The sequence below is a fragment of the Aquincola agrisoli genome, from assembly GCF_036621135.1.
Lineage (GTDB): Bacteria > Pseudomonadota > Gammaproteobacteria > Burkholderiales > Burkholderiaceae_C > Aquincola > Aquincola agrisoli.
On sequence record NZ_JAZIBG010000016.1, the window covers coordinates 1 to 23,688 of the forward strand.

General features: G+C 72.9%; 16 protein-coding genes. 4 read left to right on the forward strand and 12 right to left on the reverse strand.

Annotation, left to right across the window (positions count from 1 at the left end):
- From V4F39_RS04615 to V4F39_RS04655, 9 genes are all read right to left on the reverse strand, one after another.
- On the reverse strand, positions 1–650 hold a 650-nt coding region (locus V4F39_RS04615; protein WP_465251528.1), incomplete at its 3' end, for a Rossmann-fold NAD(P)-binding domain-containing protein.
- A gap of 8 nt (positions 651–658) precedes the next feature.
- The gene (locus V4F39_RS04620; protein ID WP_332288133.1) at positions 659–2,125 is read right to left on the reverse strand and encodes an NAD-dependent succinate-semialdehyde dehydrogenase; all 1,467 of its coding nucleotides are present in this window, start codon (positions 2,123–2,125) and stop codon (positions 659–661) included.
- 12 nt (positions 2,126–2,137) lie between these two features.
- Positions 2,138–4,057 (reverse strand): thiamine pyrophosphate-dependent enzyme, encoded by a 1,920-nt coding sequence (locus tag V4F39_RS04625; RefSeq protein WP_332288134.1) that lies wholly within the window; start codon positions 4,055–4,057, stop codon positions 2,138–2,140.
- Positions 4,058–4,104: 47 nt separating this feature from the next.
- Positions 4,105–5,097 (reverse strand): tripartite tricarboxylate transporter substrate binding protein, encoded by a 993-nt coding sequence (locus V4F39_RS04630; RefSeq protein WP_332288135.1) that lies wholly within the window; start codon positions 5,095–5,097, stop codon positions 4,105–4,107.
- 99 nt (positions 5,098–5,196) lie between these two features.
- Positions 5,197–6,306 (reverse strand): xanthine dehydrogenase family protein molybdopterin-binding subunit, encoded by a 1,110-nt coding sequence (locus V4F39_RS04635; protein ID WP_332288147.1) that lies wholly within the window; start codon positions 6,304–6,306, stop codon positions 5,197–5,199.
- Positions 6,251–8,212 (reverse strand): molybdopterin-dependent oxidoreductase, encoded by a 1,962-nt coding sequence (locus V4F39_RS04640; protein WP_332288136.1) that lies wholly within the window; start codon positions 8,210–8,212, stop codon positions 6,251–6,253. Before V4F39_RS04640 ends, V4F39_RS04635 begins: the two co-directional genes overlap by 56 nt.
- Positions 8,205–9,116 (reverse strand): FAD binding domain-containing protein, encoded by a 912-nt coding sequence (locus V4F39_RS04645; RefSeq protein ID WP_332288137.1) that lies wholly within the window; start codon positions 9,114–9,116, stop codon positions 8,205–8,207. The genes V4F39_RS04640 and V4F39_RS04645 overlap by 8 nt, the downstream gene beginning before the upstream one ends.
- Before the next feature lie 101 nt (positions 9,117–9,217).
- A complete protein-coding gene (locus tag V4F39_RS04650; RefSeq protein ID WP_332288138.1) occupies positions 9,218–10,369 on the reverse strand; it encodes a zinc-dependent alcohol dehydrogenase in 1,152 nt (383 codons plus the stop codon).
- 31 nt (positions 10,370–10,400) lie between these two features.
- Positions 10,401–11,255: an IclR family transcriptional regulator gene (locus V4F39_RS04655; RefSeq protein WP_332288139.1), complete on the reverse strand. Its 855-nt coding sequence runs from the start codon at positions 11,253–11,255 to the stop codon at positions 10,401–10,403.
- Positions 11,256–11,483: 228 nt separating this feature from the next.
- Between V4F39_RS04655 and V4F39_RS04660 the strand changes: the two genes are divergently transcribed.
- From V4F39_RS04660 to V4F39_RS04675, 4 genes are all read left to right on the forward strand, one after another.
- Complete coding sequence (locus tag V4F39_RS04660; protein ID WP_332288140.1) at positions 11,484–12,434, forward strand: helix-turn-helix transcriptional regulator; 951 nt, start codon at positions 11,484–11,486, stop codon at positions 12,432–12,434.
- 92 nt (positions 12,435–12,526) lie between these two features.
- Entirely contained in the window at positions 12,527–14,281 is a 1,755-nt protein-coding gene (locus V4F39_RS04665; protein WP_332288141.1) for an IlvD/Edd family dehydratase, read from the forward strand.
- A 23-nt stretch (positions 14,282–14,304) separates the two neighbouring features.
- Positions 14,305–14,988 (forward strand): GntR family transcriptional regulator, encoded by a 684-nt coding sequence (locus tag V4F39_RS04670; RefSeq protein ID WP_332288142.1) that lies wholly within the window; start codon positions 14,305–14,307, stop codon positions 14,986–14,988.
- A 28-nt stretch (positions 14,989–15,016) separates the two neighbouring features.
- Complete coding sequence (locus V4F39_RS04675; RefSeq protein ID WP_332288143.1) at positions 15,017–16,255, forward strand: MFS transporter; 1,239 nt, start codon at positions 15,017–15,019, stop codon at positions 16,253–16,255.
- A gap of 28 nt (positions 16,256–16,283) precedes the next feature.
- Here V4F39_RS04675 and V4F39_RS04680 read toward each other — a convergent pair whose 3' ends face one another.
- The 3 genes from V4F39_RS04680 to V4F39_RS04690 form a co-directional block, all read right to left on the reverse strand.
- Positions 16,284–20,180, reverse strand: a complete 3,897-nt coding sequence (locus V4F39_RS04680) for a two-component regulator propeller domain-containing protein (RefSeq protein WP_332288144.1) — start codon at positions 20,178–20,180, stop codon at positions 16,284–16,286.
- On the reverse strand, positions 20,177–21,538 hold the full coding sequence (locus tag V4F39_RS04685) for a sensor histidine kinase (protein ID WP_332288145.1): 1,362 nt from the start codon (positions 21,536–21,538) through the stop codon (positions 20,177–20,179). The genes V4F39_RS04680 and V4F39_RS04685 overlap by 4 nt, the downstream gene beginning before the upstream one ends.
- 150 nt (positions 21,539–21,688) lie before the next feature.
- Entirely contained in the window at positions 21,689–22,993 is a 1,305-nt protein-coding gene (locus V4F39_RS04690; RefSeq protein ID WP_332288146.1) for a glycerate kinase type-2 family protein, read from the reverse strand.
- Positions 22,994–23,688: the final 695 nt, after the last annotated feature.

The following is a 23,688-nucleotide window of genomic DNA, read 5'->3' on the forward strand; positions in this document are numbered from 1 at the left end:
GTCTCGTACGGCACGTCGATGAACTTGGCGCCCAGCGACTCGACCTGCTCCTTGACCGAGGGCCGCACGTCGCTCGCCTCGATCACCGCGCCCAGCCTCTTGGCCGTGGCGATGGCCTGCAGCCCTGCCACCCCGACGCCGAGCACGACCACGCGCGCGGCCTTGATGGTGCCGGCCGCGGTCATCAGCATCGGGAAGAAGCGCGGGTAGCGGTCGGCCGCGATCATCACCGCCTTGTAGCCGGCGATGTTGGCCTGGCTGGAGAGCACGTCCATGCTCTGGGCGCGCGTGGTGCGCGGCGCGGCCTCCAGCGCGAAGCTGGTGAGGCCGGCGGCGGCAAGCCCGGCCAGGCCCGCGCGGTCGTGCGGATCGAGCATGCCGACCAGCGCCGCGCCCGGGCGCATCAGGCCCAGCTCGTCAGCCTGCGGCGAGCGCACCTTCAGCACCACGTCGCAGCCGAAGGCGCCGCTGCGCGAGACGATCTGCGCGCCGGCGGCCGCGTAGGCGTCGTCGGTCATGCTGGCGGGCAGGCCCGCACCGGCCTGCACCTGCACCTTGTGGCCTTGCGCGGCCAGCTTCTTCACCGTCTCCGGCGTCATCGCGACGCGCGCCTCGGCGGCATGGGTTTCGCGGGGGATTCCGATGTTCATGGGCAGGCTCAGAGCAGTCGTGTGCGGATGTACTTGGCTTCGAGGTAGTCCCGGATGCCCAGCGCCCCGCCCTCGCGGCCCATGCCGCTTTCCTTGACGCCGCCGAACGGCATCTCGGCGCTGGCGATCGCCAGGTCGTTGACGCCGACCATGCCGGCCTCGATCGCTTCGCTGGCCATCGTGGCCGTCTTCAACGAGCGCGAGAACAGGTAGGAGGCGAGCCCGTAGGGCGTGCTGTTGGCCAGCGCGATGGCCTCGTCGAAGCCGTCGAACGGCGCGAGGGGCGCCACCGGGCCGAAGGGCTCCTCCCGCATGATCCGCGCCGACGGCGGCACGTCGGCCAGCACTGTCGGCGCGAGGTAGTAGCCCTTGTCGCCGGGCAGCCCCTCGGGGCGGCGGCCGCCGGCGATGAGCCGCGCACCCTGCGCCAGCGCGTCGTCGATCAGGCGGTGCGCATTGGCCAGGCCGCGGCGGTTGGCCATCGGCCCGACCTCGGTGCCCTCGGCCAGGCCCGGCCCCACCCGCAGGCTGCCGGCCACCGCCGCGAAGCGCTCGCAAAAGCGTGCATACAGGCTGCGGTGCACGTAGAAGCGCGAGGGCGATGCGCACACCTGCCCGCAGTTGCGGTACTTGAAGCGTGCGCACTGCTCGGCGGCGTGCTCGACGTCGGCGTCCTCGAACACCAGCACCGGCGCGTGGCCGCCCAATTCCATCGAGACGCGCTTGACGCCTTCGGCCGCCAGCGCGAGCAGCCGGCGGCCGACGCCGGTGGAGCCGGTCAGGCTGATCTTCGCGACGATCGGCGAGCGCACCAGGTGCTCGGAGATGAACGACGAGTCGCCGGTGACGAGGTTGACCAGCCCGGCCGGAGCGCCGGCATCCTGCAGCGCCTGCACCAGGGCCATGCAGCAGCCCGCGGCCTCGCTGGCCGGCTTGACGACCACCGCGCAGCCCGCGCCGAGCGCCGCGGCGATCTTGCGCGCCGGCAGCAGCGCCGGGAAGTTCCAGGCCGAGAAGGCGGCCACCACGCCCACGGGCTCCATGCGCACCTGCATGCGCACGTCGGGCACGCGCGCCTCCATCGTGTGGCCGTAGATGCGCTGCGTCTCCCCGGCGTACCAGTCGAACTGGTCCGCCGCGTCGGACAGCTCGCCGCGCGCCTGCAGCAGCGGCTTGCCGGTCTCGGCCGACATCAGCTCGGCGATGGCCGGCGTGCGCTCGCGCACCAGCTGCGCCGTGCGGCGCAGCAGCGCGGCGCGCTCCCACGGCGAGGTGCGGCGCCAGGCCTGGAAGGCCGCCTGCGCCGCGGCCAGCGCGGCGTCGAGGTCGGCGGCGCCGGCGGCGGGGATCCAGCCGATCACCTCCTCGCTCGCCGGGTCGATCACCTCGCGCACCGCGCCGTCCTGCGCGGGCCGCCACTGGCCGGCGATGTGCAGGCCGTAGGGGCGGTAGAGGCCGAAGTCGTCTCGCTTCATCGATGGGCTCCTTCAGATCTCGGCGTCGCGGTAGCGGCGCTGCACGTCGGCGCACCAGTTGCCGACGTTCCACACGCCGTAGGCCCCGAGGCCGCCCTCCGGCTCCGTGCCGGCGAACACCGGCACATGCACCACGGAGAGCCCGGGGTGGGCATGGGCCTCGGCCAGCGCGGCCTGCAGGGTCTCGCGCGTCCCGCCGCCCCAGCAGGCCTTGACGCCGCCGATGCTGGCCGCGAGCTGCACGTAGTCGACGGCCACGCCGTCGTGGGTGCGGAAGTCGGTGCCGTACTGCGCGCGCTGCAGGTCGGAGATGGCCGCCATGCGCCGGTTGTCGAAGATGACCACCATGCCGCGCGCGCCGTGCTCGACGGCACTGACCAGCGCCTGCGGGTTCATCATGAACGAGCCGTCGCCGGTGAAAGCGATGGCGTAGCGCGGCGACTGCGCCAGGCCCGATGCGATGACGGCACAGGTCGCGAAGCCCATGTACGACGCCCCTGACTCGGTGAAGGTCTCGCCGGGCGCGTCGTCCTCCACGGTCTGGAAGCCGTTGGCTTGCACGTCGCCCGCATCGAAGAACTTCACGGCCCCCACCGACCGCGCGAAGTCGCACACCGCCTTGATCGCCGCCGGCTGGGTGAGCACGGGGCGCTGCCACACCTCGTCGTGCATCGGCGCCAGCGATTGCCGGCCATGCAGGAACTGCCGCCACGCCTGCTTGCGCGCGGCGCACTCGGCCAGCCAGCGCTCACGCTCCGCGGCCACGGGCCCCTCCTGCGGCGCATCGGGCAGGGCCTGCAGCAGCTGGCCGAGCACCGCGCCGATGTCGCCCTGCAGCGCCAGCGTGCGGTTGTAGTGCGCCACGTCGGAGAGGTCGGCATTGAGGTTGATCACCGCCTGCACCTTCGGATAGCCGGCGCCGGAGCAGTCCGCCTGGCAAACGGCGCGGGTGCCGATGGCCACCAGCAGCGTGGCCTCGGCCATCGCGTAGTTGCCGCTGATCGAGCCCTTGCTGCCGCCGACGTGCATGTTCTGCGGATGCGCATCGGGCAGCACGCCGGTGGAGCCCGGCGACAGCACCACGGCCGCGCCGGTGCGCTCGGCCAGTGCGCGCACCGCGCCGGCGAAGCCCCGGGCGCCGCCGCCGGCCTTGATGACGATGCGCGCATGGCGCCGCAGCAGCGCGGCCGCCTCGGCCAGCACGCTTTCGTCGGCCACGGCCGCGCGGGACACCTGCAGCCGCTCGGGCAGCGCCGCGAGGTTCAGGTCCTGCACCACCTGGGGCTGCGTGTTCAGCGGCAGCAGCAGGTAGAAGGGCCCCGCCTTGGACGGGTGGTGCACGCACTGCGTGCCGCGGCGCAGCGCATCGCGCAGCGCCTCGGGCGTGTGCAGCACGTAGGACTGGCCCATCAGCGCCGTCATCTGCCCGTACAGGTGCTGCTGCGGCTTGGGGATCTGCTGCATGTTGTAGCCCTCCCCGTGCGTCGTCTCGTCGCCGTAGATGTGGTACACGCCCACGCCGTTGCAGGCTGCGGCCAGCGAGCCCGCCATCGCCTGCAGCGCACCGGGGCCGATCGAGGTCACCACCGCGCAGGGCTCGCCCCAGGCCCAGGCCAGCGCGGTGCCGGCGTGCGCCATCTCCACCTCGTTGCGGAAGTTGAAGACCTGCGTGACGCCGGCCTCGGTGTAGATGCGCAGCACCTCGCCCAGGTCGGTCGAGCCGTGGCCGAAGATCGCGAGGTACTTGGTGACGCCCTGCTTCAGCAGCCCGAGCACCAGCGCCTCCGACAGCGTGACGTCAAGCCGCCGGGGCAGCAGGCCCCGGTCGATGGCGGCCTGCAGGCCGCCGGCCTCGGCGATCGCCGCCGCGCGTGTGCGCTGGCCCTGCGTGCCCGGGAACACCACGAAGGGCAGGTCGACGGATTGGTTCATCGCTGGAGAGTCCTCGGTTGGGTTGTGTCCTGCGCCCTGCCGCCGGCTCACGGCTGCTTCATGCCCACGCGGGTCATCAGCTTGGCGAGCAGCGCGTCCTCGGTCGCGATCGTGTGGTTGAACTCGCTGGCCGGCTGGAACGCGGCGATGTAGCCGTTCTTCTCGCCCTGCGCCTTGAATTCAGGGCTGTCGACGGTCTTCTGGATCGCCTTCTCGAGCCGGGCCAGCACCGCCGGCGGCGTGCCGCGCGGCGCCGCGACGCCGCGCCACATGTCGGCCTGGAAGTCGAAGCCCTGCTCGATCGCGGTGGGCACGCCCGGGAACGCCGGATCGCGCTTCGAGGCCAGCACGCCGACGATGCGCAGCGTGCCGGCGCGCACGTGGGGCGCCAGCGCGCTGGGCAGCTGCACCAGCGCGTCGATGTGGCCGCCGAGCAGGCTGGTCACCACCTGCGCCGCCGCGAAGGGCACGTGCAGCGGCTCGGCCTTCTGGTCGCCGAAGAAGGCCACCGCGGTGATGTGCGTGTGGCTGCCCGTGCCCGAATTGCCCAGGCGCAGCTCGCCGGGCTTCTGCTTCGCGTGGGCGACGAGCTCCTTCAGGTCCTTCCACGGGGAATCGGCCTTGACCGCGATCACCGGGTTCTCGATCGTTACGCGGGCGATCGAGTCGAAGGCCTTGTAGTCGAACGGCGTCAGGCCCGAGTAGTACACGGTCGACACCGAGTTCGAGTTGAACACCAGCGTGTAGCCGTCGGGCTTCTGCGCCTGCACGTACTTGTAGGCGATGGCCCCGCCCGCACCGGGCCGGTTGTTCACCACCACCGGCTGCCCGAGGTGCTTGGCCATGCCGTCGGCCAGCAGCCGCGCCACCACGTCGGCCGACGAGCCGGCGGGGAACATCACGTTCAGCTCCACCGGCTTGGTCGGGTAGTCGCCCTGCGCCCACGCGCCGAGCGCCAGGCCCCCGGCCAGGGCCGCGACGGCCGTTGCGGTGGCGGCGCGGCGTACCGTGCCTGTCTTCGTCAGAAAGCCATGGTCCACGAGTTGTCTCCTCGAGAGGGGGTGGGGTCGGCGCTCCGTCGGCCTGGCGTCGTTGCGCTCTGGCGGCTCGGTCCGGATGCCGGGGATCCGGCGCTCAGCTCATGCGGCCTTGCGCCGGGGAACGGATTGCGCCGCGCGCTTGGCGCGCAGCGCTTCGAGCACACGCTCGGGCGTGGCCGGCAGGCGCGTCATGCGCACGCCCACCGCGTCGTGGATCGCATTGATCACCGCGCCGGCGGTCGGCGTCAGCGCCGGCTCGCCGATGCCCTTGACGCCCAGCGGCGTCTTGGGATCGGGCTCGGTGATCAGCACCGAGGTGACCTGCGGCACGTCGAGCGTGGTCGGCAGGATGTACTTGGCGAAGCCGGGCGTGGTGGTCTGGCCGTTGACCTGGATGTAGTCCTCCATCAGCGCATGGCCCACGGCCATCACGACGGCGCCCTCGATCTGCCCCTCGACCTGCTGCGGGTTGACCACGCGGCCCACGTCGTGCGCCGCCCACACGCCCAGCACCTGCACCTCGCCGGTGTCGTCGTCGACCTCGACCTCGGCGATCTGCGCGCCGAACACGTAGCTCTGCCACGGCGTGGCCTCGCCCGTCTCGGGGTGCAGCGCGGTGTGCGCCGAGGTGAACAGCCCGCTGCCCACGATGACGATGCCGCGCTCCTTCTTCAGCACGTGCACCGCGTGCGCCATCGTCATGCGCTGGGTGGGCGAGCCCTCCACCCAGCAGTCGCCCGCGAAGGCGCGGATGCTGGACGCGCTGACGCCCCAGTACGCCCCCATCGCGTCCCTGAACTTGCCCATCGCCTCGCGGCAGCCCAGCGCGACCGCGTTGCCGATCATGTAGGTCATCCGCGTGGCCCCGGCGTGCGCGGCCTCGGGCACCCGGGCGGTGTCGTTGTCGCCGAGCACGATGTCCTCGGGCCGCACGCCCATCTCCTCGGCGGCGATCTGGCACAGCCCGGTCAGCACGCCCTCGCCAATCTCGGTCACGCCGGTGGCGATCTTCACCGTGCCGCCGTCGTCCAGTTCCACCCACACGGCGGCGCGGTCCATCGCCGCGGTGCGCGCGATGCCGTACCAGCCGCAGGCCACGCCTCTGCCTCTGTGCTTCATGTCGCTCGTCTCCTTGTGCCTGTGGCGTTGCGGTTCATTTGGCGGCCACGACGGTCGCCGGCGCGTCCGCGGCAGCGGACGGCTGTGCAGCGGCCCGGCGCGCCGCCTGCCCGGGCAGCTGCTCGCCCAGCGTGCAGGGCTTGCGCACGCCCGCGCCGTCCAGGTCCCGGCGCGGCGCGTGGCCCTGCCCCTGCCGGTGCGGCACGCCCGCATCCCAGCCGGCGGCGGCGACGGCCGCCTCCAGGCACTCGGTGGCCAGCACGCGGTCGAGCTGCTGCCGGGTGTGGGTGGTGGCGCCGTCGCGCATCAGGTTGCGCATGCGCAGGGCCACCGGGTCCATGCCGAGCTTCTCCGCACACAGGTCGAGGTGGCACTCGGTCGCGAACTCGGACTGGAAGGCGCCGAAGGCCCGGAACGCGCCGCTGGGCGTGTTGTTGGTGTAGACGCCGATCGAGTCGACCCACACGTTGGGCACCGCGTACGGCCCGGGGCCGAGGATGGCGGACTTGTTCATCACGCCCGGCGTCGACAGCGCATAGGCCCCGCCGTCGGCCACCATCACCATCTTGGCGGCGGTGATGCGGCCGTCCTTCTTCAGCCCCATCGTGTAGCGGATGCGGAAGGGATGGCGCTTCGCGCTGACGAGGATGCTCTCCTCCCGCGTGAACACGTAGCGCACCGGCCGGCGGGTCTTGATGGCGGCCAGCGCCAGCATGCCCTGGTAGATCATGTCCTCCTTGCCGCCGAAGCCACCGCCCACGGTGCTCATCACCATGCGCACCTTGTTGATCGGCCGGCCCAGGATCTTGGCCAGCATGTGGCGGTGGTGGGTGATGTTCTGGCTCGGCGAATGCACGGTGACGCAGCCGTCCGGCTCCAGGTAGGCGACGCCCGCCTCGGGCTCCAGGTAAGCATGCTCGACCGGCGCGGTCTGGTAGGTCTCCTCGACGACCAGGTCGGCCTCCGCGAAGCCCGCCTCCACGTCGCCCTTGCGGATCCGGGTGTGCTTGCAGATGTTGCCGGCCGCGAAGCCGTGCAGCTGCACCGCGCCCTCCTGCATCGCCTCCTCGGGATCGAACACGCCGGGCAGCAGTTCGTACTCGACGCGGATCAGCGCCACGGCGGCGCGCGCGATGTCGACCGTCTCGGCCGCCACCGCGGCCACCGCCTCGCCGACATAGCGCACCACGCCGCGCGCCAGCGTCGGCTGGTCCTCGATGAAGACGCCGAAGTTGTCGACGCCCGGCACGTCGTCGCAGGTGATCACCGCCTCCACGCCGGGCAGCGCACGGGCCTGCGTCAGGTCGATGCCGACGATGCGCGCATGCGGGTGCGGGCTGCGCAGCACCTGCAGGTGCAGCATGTTGGGCAGGAACATGTCGGCCGCGTACTTGATCGCGCCCGTCACCTTGGCCGGCGCGTCGAGCCGCCGGGTGCTGTGCCCGATGAAGCTGTCCGGCGCGGTCTCGTCGAGCACCGCTTCCGGCTGGCTGCCGTTCATCACGTCGCGCGCCATCACGACCGCGTCGATGATCTTCTGGTAGCCGGTGCAGCGGCAGATGTTGCCGCCCAGGCCTTCCTTGATCTCGTCGAGCGTGGCCTGCGGCTTGTCGCGCAGCGTCGAGGTGGCGGCCATCACCATGCCGGGGATGCAGTAGCCGCACTGGCTGGCGCCGGCCTTGTGGAAGGCCCGCTGCAGCACCGTCATGCCGTGGTCGCGGTCCAGGTCGTCGACCGTCTCGACCTCGCGGCCGATCACCTTCTGCACCGGCGTCAGGCAGCTCTTGACGAGCTTGCCGTCGATGAACATCGAGCAGGTGCCGCATTCGCCGGCGCCGCAGCCCTCCTTGTTGCCGGTGAGCTTCAGCTCCTCCCGCACGAAGTCGATCAGGCGGTAGTGGATCGGCACGGTGCGGCGCACCTTGCGGCCGTTGACGGTGGTGGCGATCTCGGCCGTGGCGTGGCAGCCGTCGGCGGGGCCGTGCACTTCAGACATGGCTGGGCTCCTTGGGCAGGCGGTCGACCGCGAGGCCCGCATCGGCAAACGCCGCTGCGAGCCCGCGCTCGACGAAGTTGGTCAGCACCTCGCGCCGGTAGTCCTGGCGGCTGCGCGAGCGCACGCGGTCGGCGACGCGCAGCGCGGCGCTGCGCAGCGCCTGCGGCGTCGGGGCCTGGCCGGCGAGGAAATCCTCGACGTCGGCCAGGCGCTCGGGCACCGGCCCGACCGCGCCGATCGCGATGCGCACGTCGTCGATGTGGCGGCGCGTCCAGTCGAGCCGGACCAGCGCCGCCAGGCACACGGTGGAGATGACGAGCGAGCGGCGGTGGCCCACCTTCTCGAACGCCACGCCGTGGTCGGGCAGCGCGTCGAACTCGATGCGGGTGAGGATCTCGTGCGGCTGGCAGGCCGTCCTGCCGGGGCCGGTGACGAACTCCGACATCGGCACCGAGCGTTCGTGCACCTGGCCGCCCTCGCGCCGCGCCAGCGTGAGCTGCGTGTTCATCGCCAGCAGCGGCGGCAGCGTGTCGCCGGCCGGCGAGCCGTTGACGAGGTTGCCGCCCACCGTCGCCTGCTCGCGGATCTGCGCGTCGGCGAACCAGACGGCGCAGCGCGCCAGCACCGGCGCGTGGCGCATCAGAAGGGGATCGCGCTCGAAGGCGCTGATGGGGGTGGCGGCGCCGATGCTCAGCCGCGGGCCGTCCAGGCGCACGCCGTTCAGGTCGGGCAGGCCGCTCACGTCGACCAGCGCCGGCAGGTGCACGTGGCCGGCCCGGCCGTCGCGCGCCCAGGGCAGCAGGTCGGTGGCGCCGGCCACCAGGCGCGCGCCGGGAATGGCCTGCAGCGCATCGAGCGCGTCGCCCAGCGTGGCGGGCGTGAGGTACTGGTCGTAGCTGAGCATCGTTGACTCTTCGGGACGAGCGGGTTCCCGGCCCGCCGCGCACGGCGGGCCGCCTCTGGGATGCCGGGCGGGCCGGCGGCTGCCGGGCCGGGCCGGGCCGGTCAGCAGCCTTCGGGGTGGCCGATCTTCACGACGACCTTGATCGCGTCGTCGATGCGCTCGCGCGCGTACTTCAGCGCGGTGGGCACTTCCTCGAGCGGGAAGGTGTGCGTGTGGATCAGCTTGGCGTCGAAGCGCTTCTGCGCCATCAGCGCGGCGGCGCGGTGCGTCGCGCTGCGGCCTTCGCCGCGGATGCCGTACAGGTAGATGTTGTTGCGCACCAGGGCCGCCACGTCGATCGGCACCGGTTGGCCCGGGAAGGCGGCCAGGCAGATGCGGCCGCCGCGGCGCAGCATGTTGGCCGCGTCGTTCACCGCGTTCGGCGCGCCGGAGCATTCGAGCACGTAGTGCGCGCCGCCGTGGGTGTACTCGCGCACCTTGGCGACGGCGTCTTCCTTGGTCACGTTGACGGTGAAGTCGGCGCCCAGCTTGCGGCCCATCTCCAGCCGGTTGTCGCGGGTGCCGGTGAGGATGACTTCGCTGGCACCCAGCGCCTTGGCCACGCCCACGCCCATCAGGCCGATCGGGCCCGGGCCCATCACCACCACCGACTGCCCCGCCACCAGGCCGGCGGTGACGTCGAGGCCGTACATCGCGGTGCCGGCGGTGACGATCAGCGTGGCCTCCTCGTCGCTCATGTCGTTGGGCACATGCGCCAGCGTGTTGACGCTGTTGACCGCGTACTGGGTGAAGCCGCCGTCGGTGGTGAAGCCGTTGGCGCGGTGGCCCTTCTTCACGTCGCCGTAGTTCTTGCCGTAGTTGAGGCACGAGGTGTACATGCCCTCGCGGCAGCGCTCGCAGCGGCCGCAGCCGGCGTGCACCTCGACCGCCACGCGGTCGCCGATGCGGTACTCGTCGACGCCCTCGCCCAGCTTGACGACGGTGCCCATGTACTCGTGGCCGGGGGTGAAGTTCTTGTTGAACGGCAGGCCGCCCTCGATCATGGCCGGCGGGCCCTTGTGGATGATCTCCAGGTCGGTCGCGCAGACGGCGATCGCGTCGATGCGCACCAGCACTTCCGCGGGGCCGGGCTGCGGCACCGGCTTCTCGACGAAGCTGAGCTGGTCCGGATCGCCCAGCACCCAGGCCTTCATCGTGCGGGGGATCTCGTAGCTGCGCTGGGTCAGGTGGGCGGTTTCGGTCACGGCGTTCATGCGCTATGTCTCCTGGTTGCGATCACGGGGGTCACTGGGCGAAGGACGGAGTCGGCCCCGACGGGCGGTGGCCGAGCCGATGGGAAATCTCCTGCGTGCAGGCGAGCACCAGGCCGCGCACCTGCGCGGCGGTGCGGCGGTTGGCGCGCATCGTGGGCATCGAGCAGCTCACCGCGGCCACCACGCCGCCGTCGGCGCCACGCACCGGCGCGCCGATGCAGTGCACGCCGGGCTGGAACTCCTCGATGTCCTCGGCGTAGCCGTTGCGCCGCACCTTGGCGAGGTGGGTGTGCAGCTGCGCCGCGTCGGTGATGGTGCGGTCGGTGAAGCGCCGCAGGGCCACGCGCTCGATCAGCAGGTCGAGCTGCGGGCGCGGCCACCAGGCGATCAGCGCCTTGCCGGTCGCGGTGGCATGGGCCGCCTGCGACTTGCCGACCGCGCCGGTGTCCACGCGCACCGCATGCGTCGAATCGAACTTCAGCAGCGTGACCAGCTCGCAGCCCTGCATCGTCGCCAGGTGCACGGCCTCGCCGCTGGCCGTGCCGAGCAGCCGCACCGCGGGCTGGGCCAGCGGCAGCAGCGCGCTGTGCTCCGAGGGCTGGGCGCACAGCTCGGCCATGCGCCCGCCGAGGCCGTAGTCGCGGGTGCGCAGGTCGTGCCGCACATAGCCGCGGGCCACCAGCGTGCCGAGCAGGTGGTGGCAGGTGCTGGGCTTCAGGCCGGCGCGGCTGCACAGCTCCGACAGCGCCAGCGGATGCCCCGCGGCGGCCAGCAGCTCGAGGATCGTCAGCGCGCGCACCACCGACTGGATCTGCGGCGCACCACGCCCCGCCACGGCCTCCGCGAGGTCGGCCGACAGGGGTTGGAGGGGTTGTGCTGCCGTCATGGTGTCGTTCGATAGGGTGAAACGGGGCTTCGATAGGATCGAATTAAAGGCGGCGCGCCCGGCCTGCCGCAAGGCTTTGCGGCCCCGCCCTTGGATGCGTTCAAGAGAATCCTCGAATCGTCCAAGTCGGGCGCCGGAGGCGGGTTCCTACGCAGTCGTGGCGGCGGGCCAGCGCGCCATACTCGCCAGCTCGCCGAGAGATCCCTCCACCGGTCTGCTTTCTTCACCGTGGACATCACCGCACCCGCCCCACGCCAGCGTGCCAAGGCCGCCGCCGCTGGCGACGCCGACATCAAGACCTACCGCATGGTCGAGCGCTCGCAGCGCCTCGACTTCGAGATCCGCGACCAGGACGCGCGCCCGCCGGTCGTCTCGCTGCACCGGCACGAGTTCTTCCAGATCGAGGCCAACCTCAGCGGCGACTCGCACCACGTGATCGACGGCCGGCGCTGCCCGTACCCGCCGCGCTCGCTGGTCTTCGTGCTGCCCTACCGCGTGCATTGCGCGCACCACGCGGCCGACCCGCGCTACTACGTCATCAACTTCGCCACCGACTTCCTGCGCGCCGGCTTCGCGCTGTCGCCGCTGGAGATGGAGGAGGCCTCGGTGGCGCAGTACCCGGAGCTGCTGCCGTTCGTCTATGAGGGCTACGTCGACTTCGTGTTCGACGAGCCGCAGTTCGCGCACATCCGCACGCTGCTCGAGCGGCTGGCGCAGCTGCATGCCCGCCGCACGGTGGGCACGCTCACGCGCATCCAGGGCACGCTGCTGGAGCTGATCGGCTTCGCGACCGAATGCCATGCTGAGCAGCTGCAGGCCCTGTCGGAGCACCGGGTGTACCTCGAAGGGCGGTCCGACGCGCTGGGCCGCGTCGTCAAGTTCATCGACGAGCACCTCGCACGCCCGATCTCGCTCAACGAGGTGGCCGAGGCGGCGTTCCTGTCGCCCAACTACCTCTCGCAGCTGCTGAAGAAGCAGACCGGTCAGGCCTTCGTCGAATGGCTGACCGCCCGGCGCATGCAGCGCGCGCGGGAGCTGCTGGCGCACACCGGCGACCGGGTGTCGGCCATCGCCAAGGCGGTGGGCTTCGCCGACGAGGCCTACTTCGCGCGGCGCTTCGCGCAGCACTTCGGCATGCCGCCGTCGAAGTACCGCCAGTCGGTGGTGCGCGAGCGCTGAACCCCTTCCGCCGCATCGCGCTTGCCTTGCACGGGCAGGCTGGCCTACCATCATCGTCACCAAGATTATTGATAATTTAATTGGAGACATCGATGCCACCCTCACACGAGACCGACCCGCAGGACGCCGCGCAGGGCATGGCCAAGGGCCTGACGAACTACGGCGACCGCGGCTTCTCCCTCTTCCTGCGCAAGGCCTTCATCAAGGGCGCGGGCTACACCGACGGCGCGCTCGATCGCCCGGTGGTCGGCATCGCCAACACCGGCAGCGCCTACAACCCCTGCCACGGCAACGCGCCGCAGCTGATCGAGGCCGTCAAGCGCGGTGTGATGCTGGCCGGCGGCCTGCCGATGGACTTCCCGACGATCTCGGTGCACGAGAGCTTCTCGCAGCCCACCAGCATGTACCTGCGCAACCTGATGTCGATGGACACCGAGGAGATGATCCGTGCGCAGCCGATGGACGCGGTGGTGCTGATCGGCGGCTGCGACAAGACCGTGCCGGCGCAGCTGATGGGCGCGGCGTCGGCCGGCATCCCGGCGATCCAGCTGATCACCGGCTCGATGCTGACCGGCTCGCACCGCTCGGAGCGCGTGGGCGCCTGCACCGACTGCCGCCGCTACTGGGGCCGCTTCCGCGCCGAGGAGATCGATGCGCAGGAGATCGCCGACGTGAACAACCAGCTCGTCGCCAGCGTGGGCACCTGCTCGGTGATGGGCACAGCCAGCACGATGGCCTGCATCGCCGAGGCGCTGGGCATGACGGTGCCCGGCGGCGCGTCGCCGCCGGCCGTCACCGCCGACCGCATCCGCGTGGCGGAGCAGACCGGCACGCAGGCGGTGCAGATCGCCCGCGAGCGGCTCACCATCGACAAGGTGCTCACGGCCAAGGCCTTCGAGAACGCGATGCGGGTGCTGCTGGCCATCGGCGGCTCGACCAACGGCATCGTGCACCTCACCGCGATCGCCGGGCGGCTGGGCTTCGAGGTCGACCTGAAGGCGCTGGACCGCATGGGCCGCGAGACGCCGGTGCTGCTCGACCTCAAGCCCTCCGGCGACCACTACATGGAGGACTTCCACCACGCCGGCGGCATGGCCACGCTGCTGCGCGAGCTCAAGCCCCTGCTGCACCTGGACGCCCTCACCGTCACCGGCCGCACGCTGGGCGAGGAGATCGAGCGCGCCGGCCCCGGCTTCCCGCAGGACGTGGTGCGCACGCGAGCCAACCCGATCTACCCGCAGGGCGGCATCGCGGTGCTGCAGGGCAACCTGGCGCCGGGCGGTGCGATCATCAAGCAGTCCGCCGCCAACCCGCTGCTGATGGAGCACGAAGGCCGCGCGGTGGTCTTCGAGAATGCCGCCGACATGGCCGAACGCATCGACAGCCCCGACCTCGACGTGACCGCCGACGACATCCTGGTGCTGAAGAACATCGGCCCCAAGGGCGCGCCGGGCATGCCCGAGGCGGGCTACATCCCCATTCCGCTGAAGCTCGCGAAGGCCGGCGTGAAGGACATCGTGCGCATCTCCGACGGCCGCATGAGCGGCACCGCCTTCGGCACCATCGTGCTGCACGTGACGCCCGAGGCCGCGGTCGGCGGCCCGCTGGCGCACGTGCGCAGCGGCGACCGCATCCGGCTGTCGGTGAAGGAGCGCGCGCTGGAGCTGCTGGTGGCGCCGCAGGAGCTCGCGCGCCGCGCCGCCGAGCGGCCGGTGATGCCGCCGACCGCCGAGCGCGGCTACCGCAAGCTGTTCCTGCAGACCGTGACGCAGGCCGACCAGGGTGTCGACTTCGACTTCCTGCGCGCGCCGCAGACGCAGGCCCGCGTGCCCTCCGGCAAGCCCTGATCCCCACCACCACCGAAGCGCCCATGCCCCGCACCGCCGCCCCCTCGCCCGCCGAAGAAGCGGCCCTGCCGCAGATCGTCGCGGCGCTGGAGGAAGACATCGTCTTCGGCCGGCTGCATCCGCGCGAGCGGCTGGTGGAGGACAGCCTCATGGCGCGCTTCGGCGTCAAGCGCCATGTGGTGCGCGACGCCCTGGCCGCGCTCGACCGCATGGGGCTGGTGGAGCGGCGCAAGAACGTCGGTGCGCTGGTGCGCTCGTTCAGCGCACGCGAGGTGACCGAGCTGTATGCCCTGCGCAGCCTGCTCGAGACGGAGGCCGCGCGCCTGATCCCGCTGCCCGCGGGCAAGGCGGGGGTGCAGGCGCTGGCCGAGATCCAGCAGGCCCACGACGCGGCCGTGGCCGCGGGCGATGCACGCGGCGTCTTCCGCAGCAACCTCGCGTTCCACGAGGCGCTGTTCTCGATGGCGGGCCACGAGGTGCTGCAGCAGGCCATCGCCGAGTACGCCCGCCGCACCCACGCCATCCGCTTCCAGTCGCTGGTCTCGGCCGCCTACCGCGAACGCGCGCGGCTCGAGCACTGGAAGATCATCAAGGCCCTGCGCAAGGGCGACCGCGAGGCGCTGGTGGCGCTGTGCGCGCAGCACCTGCTGCCCTCGCGCGATGCCTACCTCGCCGTGCAGCAGTCCTCTGGCGCTGCCGCGGCCTGAACGCGCGGCGGGCTGCGATGATCGCGGCATGACCGCACCGAACGCCCCGCCCACCGCCGCCCCCGTGGACGGCGAGGCCCGCCGCAACGTCGCGCTGCTGGTGGCCGCGCAGTCGCTCGGCGGCGCCTCCGCGCCCATCATCATCTCGCTGGGCGGCCTGGTCGGGCAGGCGCTGGCGAACAACCCGTCGCTGGCGACGCTGCCGGTCAGCCTCTACAACCTCGGCGTCGCGCTGTCGACGATCCCGGCCGCGATGATGATGCGCCGGCTGGGCCGCCGCGCGACCTACGTGGGTGGTGCCGCGCTGGGCACGCTCGCCGCGCTGCTCGCCGCGGTGGCGGTGGTGCACTCGGATTTCATGCTCTTCTGCATCGGCACGGCGCTGGCCGGCTTCTACGGCGCCTGCGTGCAGAGCTACCGCTTCGCCGCCACCGACGCCGCGCCGCCGGCCTGGCGCCCTGTGGCGATATCGCGGGTGATGATCGGCGGGCTGGTCGCCGCGGTGATCGGCACGCAGCTGGTGATCTGGACCCGCGACGCGATCGCGACGGCGCCGTTCGCCGCCAGCTTCTTCGGGCAGGCGGCGCTGTCGCTGCTGGCCCTGCCGCTGCTGTGGCGGCTGCGTGCGCCGCCCCCGGCGCCGGCGGGCGCGCCCGCGGCCGACGGGGGCCGCGCCCGGCCGCTCGCCGAGATCGCCGCGACGCCGCAGTTCATCGTCGCGGTGACGGCGGGCGTCGTGACCTTCGGGCTGATGAGCTTCGTGATGACGGCCACGCCGCTGGCGATGGTGGGCTGCGGCCACACCGTCGGCGAAGCGACGCTGGGCATCCAGTGGCATGTGCTGGCGATGTTCGCGCCGAGTTTCTTCACCGGCCACCTGATCGCCCGCATCGGCAAGCTGCGCACCACCGCGCTCGGGCTGGCGCTGATCGCCGCCTCCGGCCTGCTGGCGCTGGCAGGCCTGGAGCTGCTGCACTTCTGGGGCGCGCTGGTGCTGCTCGGCCTGGGCTGGAACTTCGGCTTCATCGGTGCCACCGCGATGGTGACCGACTGCCACCGGCCCGCGGAACGCGCCAAGGTGCAGGCGGCCAACGACTTCCTGGTCTTCGGCACGGTGGCGCTCGCGTCGTTCGGCTCCGGGCGGCTGCTCAACACCGCCGGCTGGGAGACGATCAACACGCTGATGCTGCCGCTGGTGGCGGTGGTGCTGGGGATGCTGGGGTGGCTGGCATGGCGCCATCCGCAGCGGCCTGCCGCGGCGGGCTGATCACGCGCGCCCGGCGGCCGATGGCGGGTCACGCCGCGCCGGGCTCGCGGCCGCCCCCGCCCGTGCGCGCAGGCGCCACCAGCGGCAGCACCAGCTCGAACCGCGCGCCCTGCCCGGGCGGGCTGCTCGCGGCGATGCGCCCGCCCAGCAGCGCGGTCACGATGTTGTAGCTGATGCTCAGGCCCAGGCCGCTGCCGCCGCGGCCCAGCCGCGTGGTGAAGAACGGCTCGAAGATGCGCGGCAGGTGCTCGGCCGGGATGCCGGCGCCGTCGTCGGTGAACACGAGGCGCACCTGCTGCGGATCCGGCCGCTCGGCCCGCAGGTGCATGCGGCCGCCGGTGCGGCCCTCGAAGCCGTGCTGCGCGGCGTTGAGGATGAGGTTGCTCAGCACCTGCCCGAGCGAGCCTGGGTAGCCGTCCATCCGGATGCCCTCGGGCACGTCGACCGCCAGCACGTGCTGCTGCGGCTTGAGCCGGCTCGCCAGCGTGGCGGCCAGTTCCTCGCACAGTGCATGCAGTTCGAATGGCCGCCGCAGGTCGGCCGTCTGGTCGACGGCAACCTGCTTGAAGCTGCGCACCAGCGTCGCCGCGCCATTCAGCGCCGACAGCAGCAGCTCGGCCGAGCGTTCCATGGTGCCGATGAAGGCCTGCAGCGCCGAGCGCCGCAGCCCGCCGCGGGCCATGTCGCCGGCGAAGCGCCGGACTTCGTCCTGCAGCGTCGTGGCCAGCAGCACGCCGTTGCCCAGCGGCGTGTTCAGCTCGTGCGCGACGCCGGCCACCAGCGAGCCCAGCGCGGCCATCTTCTCCCGCTCGACCAGGCGGGCCTGGGCGAACCGCAGGCGCTCGTAGGCCTCGGCATTGCTCAGCGCCCCGGCGAGGTGGCCGGCCAGCGCCCGCAGCATGTCGAGCTGCACCGGGCCGAAGGCTTCGGTGGCCTCGCCGAAGACCACGATCACGCCGATGGTCCGGCCATGCGCGCCTAGCGGCGCCAGCAGGGCCGCCCGGGCCCAGGCGGGTGCGTCGGGGCCGAGCAGCGGCTCCCCGGCGCGCCGGCTGGCCACGCCGGCCTCGCCGCTGCGCAGGCAGCGCTGGGCCAGCGAGGCGGGATCGGCCACCGGCCCCACGGGCCGCACCGGCACGCCCTGCTCCCACGCGAACGCCAGCGTGAGCGCCGCGGGCGGCGGCGCATCGGCCGCGCTGCGCAACACACGCACCTGGCGCGCCGGCATCAACCGGCACAGCCCGGCGCACAGCGTGCGGTGGATGGCCTCGGTGTCGAGCGAGGCCATGATGTCGCGCCCCAGTTCGCTCAGCGCGCCGATGTGGCGCTGCGCCGCTTCGGCCGCTTCGCGCTGCCGGTCGGCCTCGGCCTTCTCCTCGGCCAGGCTGGCCTGCTGCGCGAGCACCTCGCGCGTGCGCGCCGCCACCTCCTGCTCCAGCCTCAGCCGCGCCTGCTGCAACGAACGCACGCGCAGGTGGTAGGCCGAGCCCAGCACCGCCAGGCCCAGCAACGCCATCGACGCCGCCCACCACCAGGTGCGCCAGAACGGCGGCAGCACGGTGATCTCCAGCCGGCCCGGCTCCGGTGTCCATGAGCCGCCGTCCAGCGAGGCCCGGTAGGCCAGCACGTAGTCGCCCGGGTCGAGGTTGGTGTACGTCGCGGCGGCCGGCCCAGGCCCGGCCTGGTTCCAGCCGGCGTCGAAGCCTTCCAGGCGCCATGCGTAGCGCACCCGGTCCGCCGGCCCCGGCTGCAGCGCCGCGAACTCGAAGCCGACGACGTTCTGGTCGTGCGACAGCGTGATGCGACGGGCATGCCGCAGCGCCTCGCCGACGCCGAGCGCCTGCAGCACGGCGGCCGTCGCGGGCCGGTTGAAGAGCGACAGCGCCGACAGGGCCACGCCCGGCGCGGCCGCGGGCGGGCGCACCTCGCCGGGGTGGAAGACGTGCACGCCGGTGCCGCCGATCAGCACGCGCCCATCGGCGAGCCGCGCCGCCTGCTCGCGCCAGGTGCCGGCGTCGGCGCCCAGCAGGTCCGGAAAGCGCCGTGCCGTCCGCCGCGCGGGGTCGACACGGAAGGCGCCGTGGGCATCCAGCACCCACAGCTGCCCCTGCGCGTCCGCCTGCAGGGCGGTGACGTTGCGCACGCCGCCGGCCCCCACCGGGAGGCCGGGCAGCTCGTTCCAGGCCACCAGCCGCCAGCGGCCGCCGGACCGCTCGGCCTCGAAGAGGCCTTCGATGGCGCCCACCCAGATGCGGCCGGCGTCATCACGGTGCAGCTTGAGCACCTCCACGGCCCCCGGCGTGTCCGCCGAGGAGAAGCGGCCGGCCGCCGGCGTCCACGCCCGCAGGCCCATGCGCCCGCCGACCAGCACCTCGCCGTCCGGCAGCGCGAGCACGGCGTTGACGACGCTGCCGCCGACCGCCTGGTCGATGCCGCTCGCCGGCCCGAAGCCCTGCCAGCCGCCCTGCGCGTCGAGCCGCTCCAGGCCGGCATTGGTGCCGACCCACAGCGCGCCCGAGCGGTCCATGGCCAGCGCATTGATTGCCCGCATGCGGGGCCCGCGCGACGGCATGCCATGCCGCCGCAGCGCACCCGTGCGGAGGTCGAGGCGGTAGAGCCCGTCGGTCTCGCTGCCCAGCCACACCTCGCCCGATGCGGTGCGCAGCGAGGAACGCAGCCCGACGCCGCGCAGGCCGCGGGGCAGCGCCGTCCAGCGCCCGCTGCGCAGGTCGAGCCGCCGCAGGTCGCCGGCATAGCTGCCCACCAGCACTTCGTCCGCGCCCCAGGGCACGAGCATCGCGACGTTCTCCGAGGCGGACAGCACGGCCGCCTCGGCCGCCGAGTGCACATGGCGGACCGCCACCATCGCGCCGAGGTCGGCATGCGCCACGCCGCGGTTCCAGGTGCCGACCCACAGCGCGCCGTCGCGGCCCTGGTACAGGGTGCTGACCGGCTCGGCCAGGCCCTGCGACGCCTCCATCGGGCTGACGGGCACGTGGCTGCCCGCCGGCCTGCCCTGCTGCCAGCGGCACAGGCCCCGCCCGCGCGCATGCACCCACATGTCGCCGCGCCGGTCGCGCAGCAGGTCGCTCACGCCGGCCTGGCCGCAGCGCGGCAGCACGGGGACCGGGTCGCGCACCGGCGCATCGCCGTCGGGGCCGCGCCATATCTGCAGGCCGCGGCCGTTGCTCACCCACAGGCGGCCCTCCCCGTCGAGCGCCAGCGCGCGGATGGCGGCCGCGGGCTGCGCGCCGGGCCGCGGCGACCGCTCGACCGTGTGCAGGCGCCGGCGCACGCGGCCGTCCGCCGCCACATGGACGGCCACGCCGCCGTCAGGCACCCACACCCCGCCCTGCCCGTCGGGGGCCATCGTCCAGGCAGGCCAGCGCGCGCCGGGATTGCCGCTGCCGCCGATGGGCTGCGCCGTCCAGGCGAGGCTGGCCGCATCGAGCCGGTAGAGGTCGCCGCGGCCGAACAGCACCCACAGCGCACCCGGCGGCCCCGGTTGCACGCTCACCACCCGCCGCCGCTGGCCCCTCAATGCGGCCGGCGGCGGCACCGCCTGCAAGAGGTCGGTGCGCAGGTCCAGCACATCGAGCCCGCCCTCGCTGCCGACCCACAGCCGCTGCCGCGCGTCGTCCGGATGCAGCGCGAAGACCATCCGGCTGGACGGGGTGCTGAGGTCCTGTAGCGGCGTGACGCGGCGGCCGTCGTAGCGCAGCAGGCCCGCGGCGGTGCCGAGCCACACCTGGCCATGCACGTCCTGCGCGATGGCGCTCACGGCCAAGGGCGGCAGGCCCTCGCGCGGGCCCAGTTGCTCGAAGCGCGGCAGCCCGTCGCCGCCCCAGGCCGCCGGCAGGCCGCCGCACGCCACCGCGACGCCGCAGGCCAGCAGCGCTGCGGCGTGCCGCAGCACGCGCCTCATGCCGGCAGCGTGAAGAAGAACGTCGCTCCCCGGCCCTCGGCCCCCTCGGCGCCCACGTCGCCGCCATGCTGCTGCACGATGCGCTGCACGACGGTCAGGCCGATGCCGGAGCCCTCGTAGGTGTTGTCGTGCAGGCGCGCGAAGGGCTGGAACAGCATCTGTTCGCGCCCCGCGGGGAAGCCCACGCCGTTGTCGCTCACCCGGATCTTCCAGTGCGTGCCCTCGCGCTCGCAGCGCACCTCCACCCGCGGCTGCGCGATGCCGCGGGTGAACTTCATCGCGTTGCCGATCAGGTTGACGAAGACCTGGCGGATCAACACCGGATCGACCCGCGCCTGCGGCAGCGGCCCGATGTCGACGGCCGCCTGCGCCCGTGCGCCGTGCACCATGGCCACGGTCTGCAGGGCCTCGGCGGCCAGCCCGGCCAGCGGCGAGGCCTGCACGTCGAGCGCGCCGCGGGCGATCTGCGACAGGTTCAGCAGGCCGCCGACCATCTCGGCCAGGCGCCGGCTCTGGGTCTCGACCATGCCCAGCCAGGCCTGCACCTGCTCGACGTCGCGCTGTTCGACATCGGGCCGCGCAAGCCGGCCCTGGATCAGGCTCGACAGGCCGGAGATGCCGTACAGCGGGCCGCGCAGGTCGTGCGCCACACGCCGGTTGAAGGCCTCCAGCTCGCCGACGGCGTCGGAGAGTTCGCGCGTGCGCTGCTCGATGCAGGTCTCCAGCGTCTCGTGGGCCTCGCGCAGGGCCTGCTCGGCCGCCAGCCGGCGATCGGCCGATTCACGCTCGGACACCCGCGCCCGCTCCAGCTGGTGGGCCAGCTCCCGCAGTTCGTCGCGCTGGCGCTCGATCTCGGCGTACTGCCGGTAGGCGCGCAGCGCGGTGGTCAGGCACACGAAGAGGCGCGTGCGGGTCAGCTCGGTCTTGGTCCAGTAGTCGTTGATGTCGTAGTCGCGCACCGTCTCCATCTCGGGCGCGTAACCCGGCTGGCCGGTGCGCAGGATGAGCCGCAGCGCGCGCCGGCCCAGCACCTCGCGCAGCTCGCGCACGAGGCGCAGGCCGGCGTCGGCCTCCTCCATCACCACGTCGACCAGCGCGACGGCCAGGTCGGGCTGCGCGGCGGCCATCGCCAGCGCCTGGTCGGCCGAGTGGGCGTGCATCAGTTCGAGCGGGCGGCCTTCGATCGCGGCGCCCGCGAGCGCCAGGCGGGTGACTTCGTGGACCGTCTCGTCGTCGTCGACGATCAGCACCCGCCAGTGCGCGGCGGGCGCAGGCGCCTGCGGAGCGGGCGCGGCGCGCGGTTCGTCCTCGAAGACCAGCAGGTCGTCCTGCATCTCGCGTGCGGTAGTGTCAACCATGGTGCAGGCGGGTCGTCAGGTCCCGCTTCAGTGCCACGACAGTCCCTGCCCGGCGAGGGGCAGGCCGATGTGCAGCCCATCGAAACTGCCAAGCCGCCAGCAAGCATATCGGCACCGGGCGGGGCGACTGAACCGCCCCGCCGCGATCGCTCACACCACGAGCAGCGCCCGGAAGTCGTTGACGTTGGTGAAGGTCGGGCCCGGCACCACCAGGTCGCCGATCGGGCCGAAGAAGTTGTAGGCGTCGTTGCGGTCGAGGTAGTCGCTGGCCTTCAGGCCCTGCGCCGCGGCGCGGGCGAGTGTGTCGGGCGTGACGACGGCGCCGGCGTTGTCTTCCACGCCGTCGATGCCGTCGGTGTCGGCCGCCAGCACGTGCACGCCGGGCTCGGCCTGCAGCGCGATCGCGCAGCCGAGCAGGAACTCGGTCGCCCGCCCGCCGCGGCCGCCCTTGGACCGGACGGTCACGGTGGTCTCGCCGCCGGACAGGATGACGCAGGGCTTGGCGAACGGCGCGCCGCGGCGTGCCACCGCGCGGGCCAGCGCCGCGTGCACCTTGCCGACCTCCCGCGATTCGCCTTCGATCTCGTCGCTGAGGATGTAGGCCTCGATGCCGGCCTGGCGGGCCAGCGCGGCCGCGGCCTCGAGGCTCTGCTGGGGTGTCGCGATCATGTGCACCTGGTGGCCGTCGAAGCGCGGGTCGCCGGGCTTGGGCGTCTCCAGCGCGCCGCTTTCGAGCCCGGCGCGCGCGCCCGCGGGCACCTCGATGCCGTAGCGCTTCAGGATCGCCATCGCGTCGGCGCAGGTGGTCGGGTCGGGCACCGTGGGGCCGCTGGCGATCACGGCGGGCTCGTCGCCCGGCACGTCGCTGATCAGCAGCGAGACCACGCGCGCCGGCGCACACAGCGCGGCCAGCCGGCCGCCCTTGATGGCCGAGAGGTGCTTGCGCACGCAGTTCATCTCGTCGATGGCGGCGCCGCTCTTCAGCAGCGCCTTGTTGACGGCCTGCTTCTCCTCGAGCGTGATGCCTTCGGCCGGCAGCGACAGCAGCGCCGAGCCGCCGCCGGAGATGAGGCAGAGCACGAGGTCGTCGGCGGTGAGGCCCTGGGCCAGCTGGAGGATGCGCGCGGCGGCCTGCCGGCCGGCTTCGTCGGGCACGGGGTGCGCGGCCTCCACGACCTCGATGCGCCCGGGCTGGGCCTTGTAGGCCGGCGGCACGTGGTCGTACCGTGTGACGACGAGGCCGCTGAGCGGCGCGTCCTTCGGCCACAGCGCGTCGACGGCCTGCGCCATCGCCCCGCCCGCCTTGCCGGCGCCGATCACCACGGTGCGGCCCTTGGGCGGCGGCGGCAGGAAGGCCTGCGTGGTGTGCAGCGGCAGCGCACGCTGCACGGCAGCGTCATAGAGCGCGCGCAGGAAGCCGCGGGGGTCGTCTTGGGGGCGGGGGATGGGGTTCATGCGGGGCTGTCTCCGGAACGTTCTGCGGCACTGTACCCAACCGGGCGGATTGGCTCTTGGGTTTGGGTTTGGGTTTGGGTTTGGGTTTGGGTTTGGTCGGGCGGGGCGCGGCAGGCGGGGCCCGCCGGGGGCTCATGCTGGGGTGGTCGGCCCTGCGGGCCGACTGCGCTGCGATGCTCGGGCCGAGGTCGTGCCGCAGAACTCACTTCGCTCACTGGCGTTCGCTGCGTTCAAACAGGCTGCGGCAGATCAGTTGACGAAGCGCGCTGCGCGCGCCGACCTCGGCCCTGCGCTTCTCGCCACCCCAGAAATCGCCCCCACCGGGCCCCGCCTGCCGCGCTGGCACCGGCGTTTCTGTTTGCGGAGAACCCCCCGCGCGTGTTCCCCCGGCGTACGAGGCGAAGCGAGTACGCCCGTGTCCGCAGCACCACGCGTGCAAGTGCTGGGGTGAGGGCGGCTGCGTGTGTGCGTGCGTGTGAGGCGCCGAGTAGCGCAGGGCGCCTGGGGTGCGCGCGCAGCGCGCTTCGTCAACTGATCTGCCGCAGCCTGTTTGAACGCAGCGAACGCAGTGAGCGAAGTGAGTTCTGCGGCCACCCCAGGCGACCGAGCAACGCAGGGCAGTCGGCCCTCCGGGCCGACCGCCTCGGTCGCACGCTCACACGCAGCCGCCCTCTCCCCAGCACCCGGCCCTCACG

Excerpts from the sequence above, each read along its gene's own strand:
- V4F39_RS04620 (WP_332288133.1), bottom strand. The coding sequence starts at position 2,125 with ATGAAGCGAGACGACTTCGGCCTCTACCGCCCCTACGGCCTGCACATC.
- V4F39_RS04625 (WP_332288134.1), bottom strand. The coding sequence starts at position 4,057 with ATGAACCAATCCGTCGACCTGCCCTTCGTGGTGTTCCCGGGCACGCAG.
- V4F39_RS04640 (WP_332288136.1), bottom strand. The coding sequence starts at position 8,212 with ATGTCTGAAGTGCACGGCCCCGCCGACGGCTGCCACGCCACGGCCGAG.
- V4F39_RS04645 (WP_332288137.1), bottom strand. The coding sequence starts at position 9,116 with ATGCTCAGCTACGACCAGTACCTCACGCCCGCCACGCTGGGCGACGCG.
- V4F39_RS04650 (WP_332288138.1), bottom strand. The coding sequence starts at position 10,369 with ATGAACGCCGTGACCGAAACCGCCCACCTGACCCAGCGCAGCTACGAG.
- V4F39_RS04655 (WP_332288139.1), bottom strand. The coding sequence starts at position 11,255 with ATGACGGCAGCACAACCCCTCCAACCCCTGTCGGCCGACCTCGCGGAG.
- V4F39_RS04665 (WP_332288141.1), top strand. The coding sequence starts at position 12,527 with ATGCCACCCTCACACGAGACCGACCCGCAGGACGCCGCGCAGGGCATG.
- V4F39_RS04670 (WP_332288142.1), top strand. The coding sequence starts at position 14,305 with ATGCCCCGCACCGCCGCCCCCTCGCCCGCCGAAGAAGCGGCCCTGCCG.
- V4F39_RS04675 (WP_332288143.1), top strand. The coding sequence starts at position 15,017 with ATGACCGCACCGAACGCCCCGCCCACCGCCGCCCCCGTGGACGGCGAG.
- V4F39_RS04680 (WP_332288144.1), bottom strand. The coding sequence starts at position 20,180 with ATGAGGCGCGTGCTGCGGCACGCCGCAGCGCTGCTGGCCTGCGGCGTC.
- V4F39_RS04685 (WP_332288145.1), bottom strand. The coding sequence starts at position 21,538 with ATGGTTGACACTACCGCACGCGAGATGCAGGACGACCTGCTGGTCTTC.
- V4F39_RS04690 (WP_332288146.1), bottom strand. The coding sequence starts at position 22,993 with ATGAACCCCATCCCCCGCCCCCAAGACGACCCCCGCGGCTTCCTGCGC.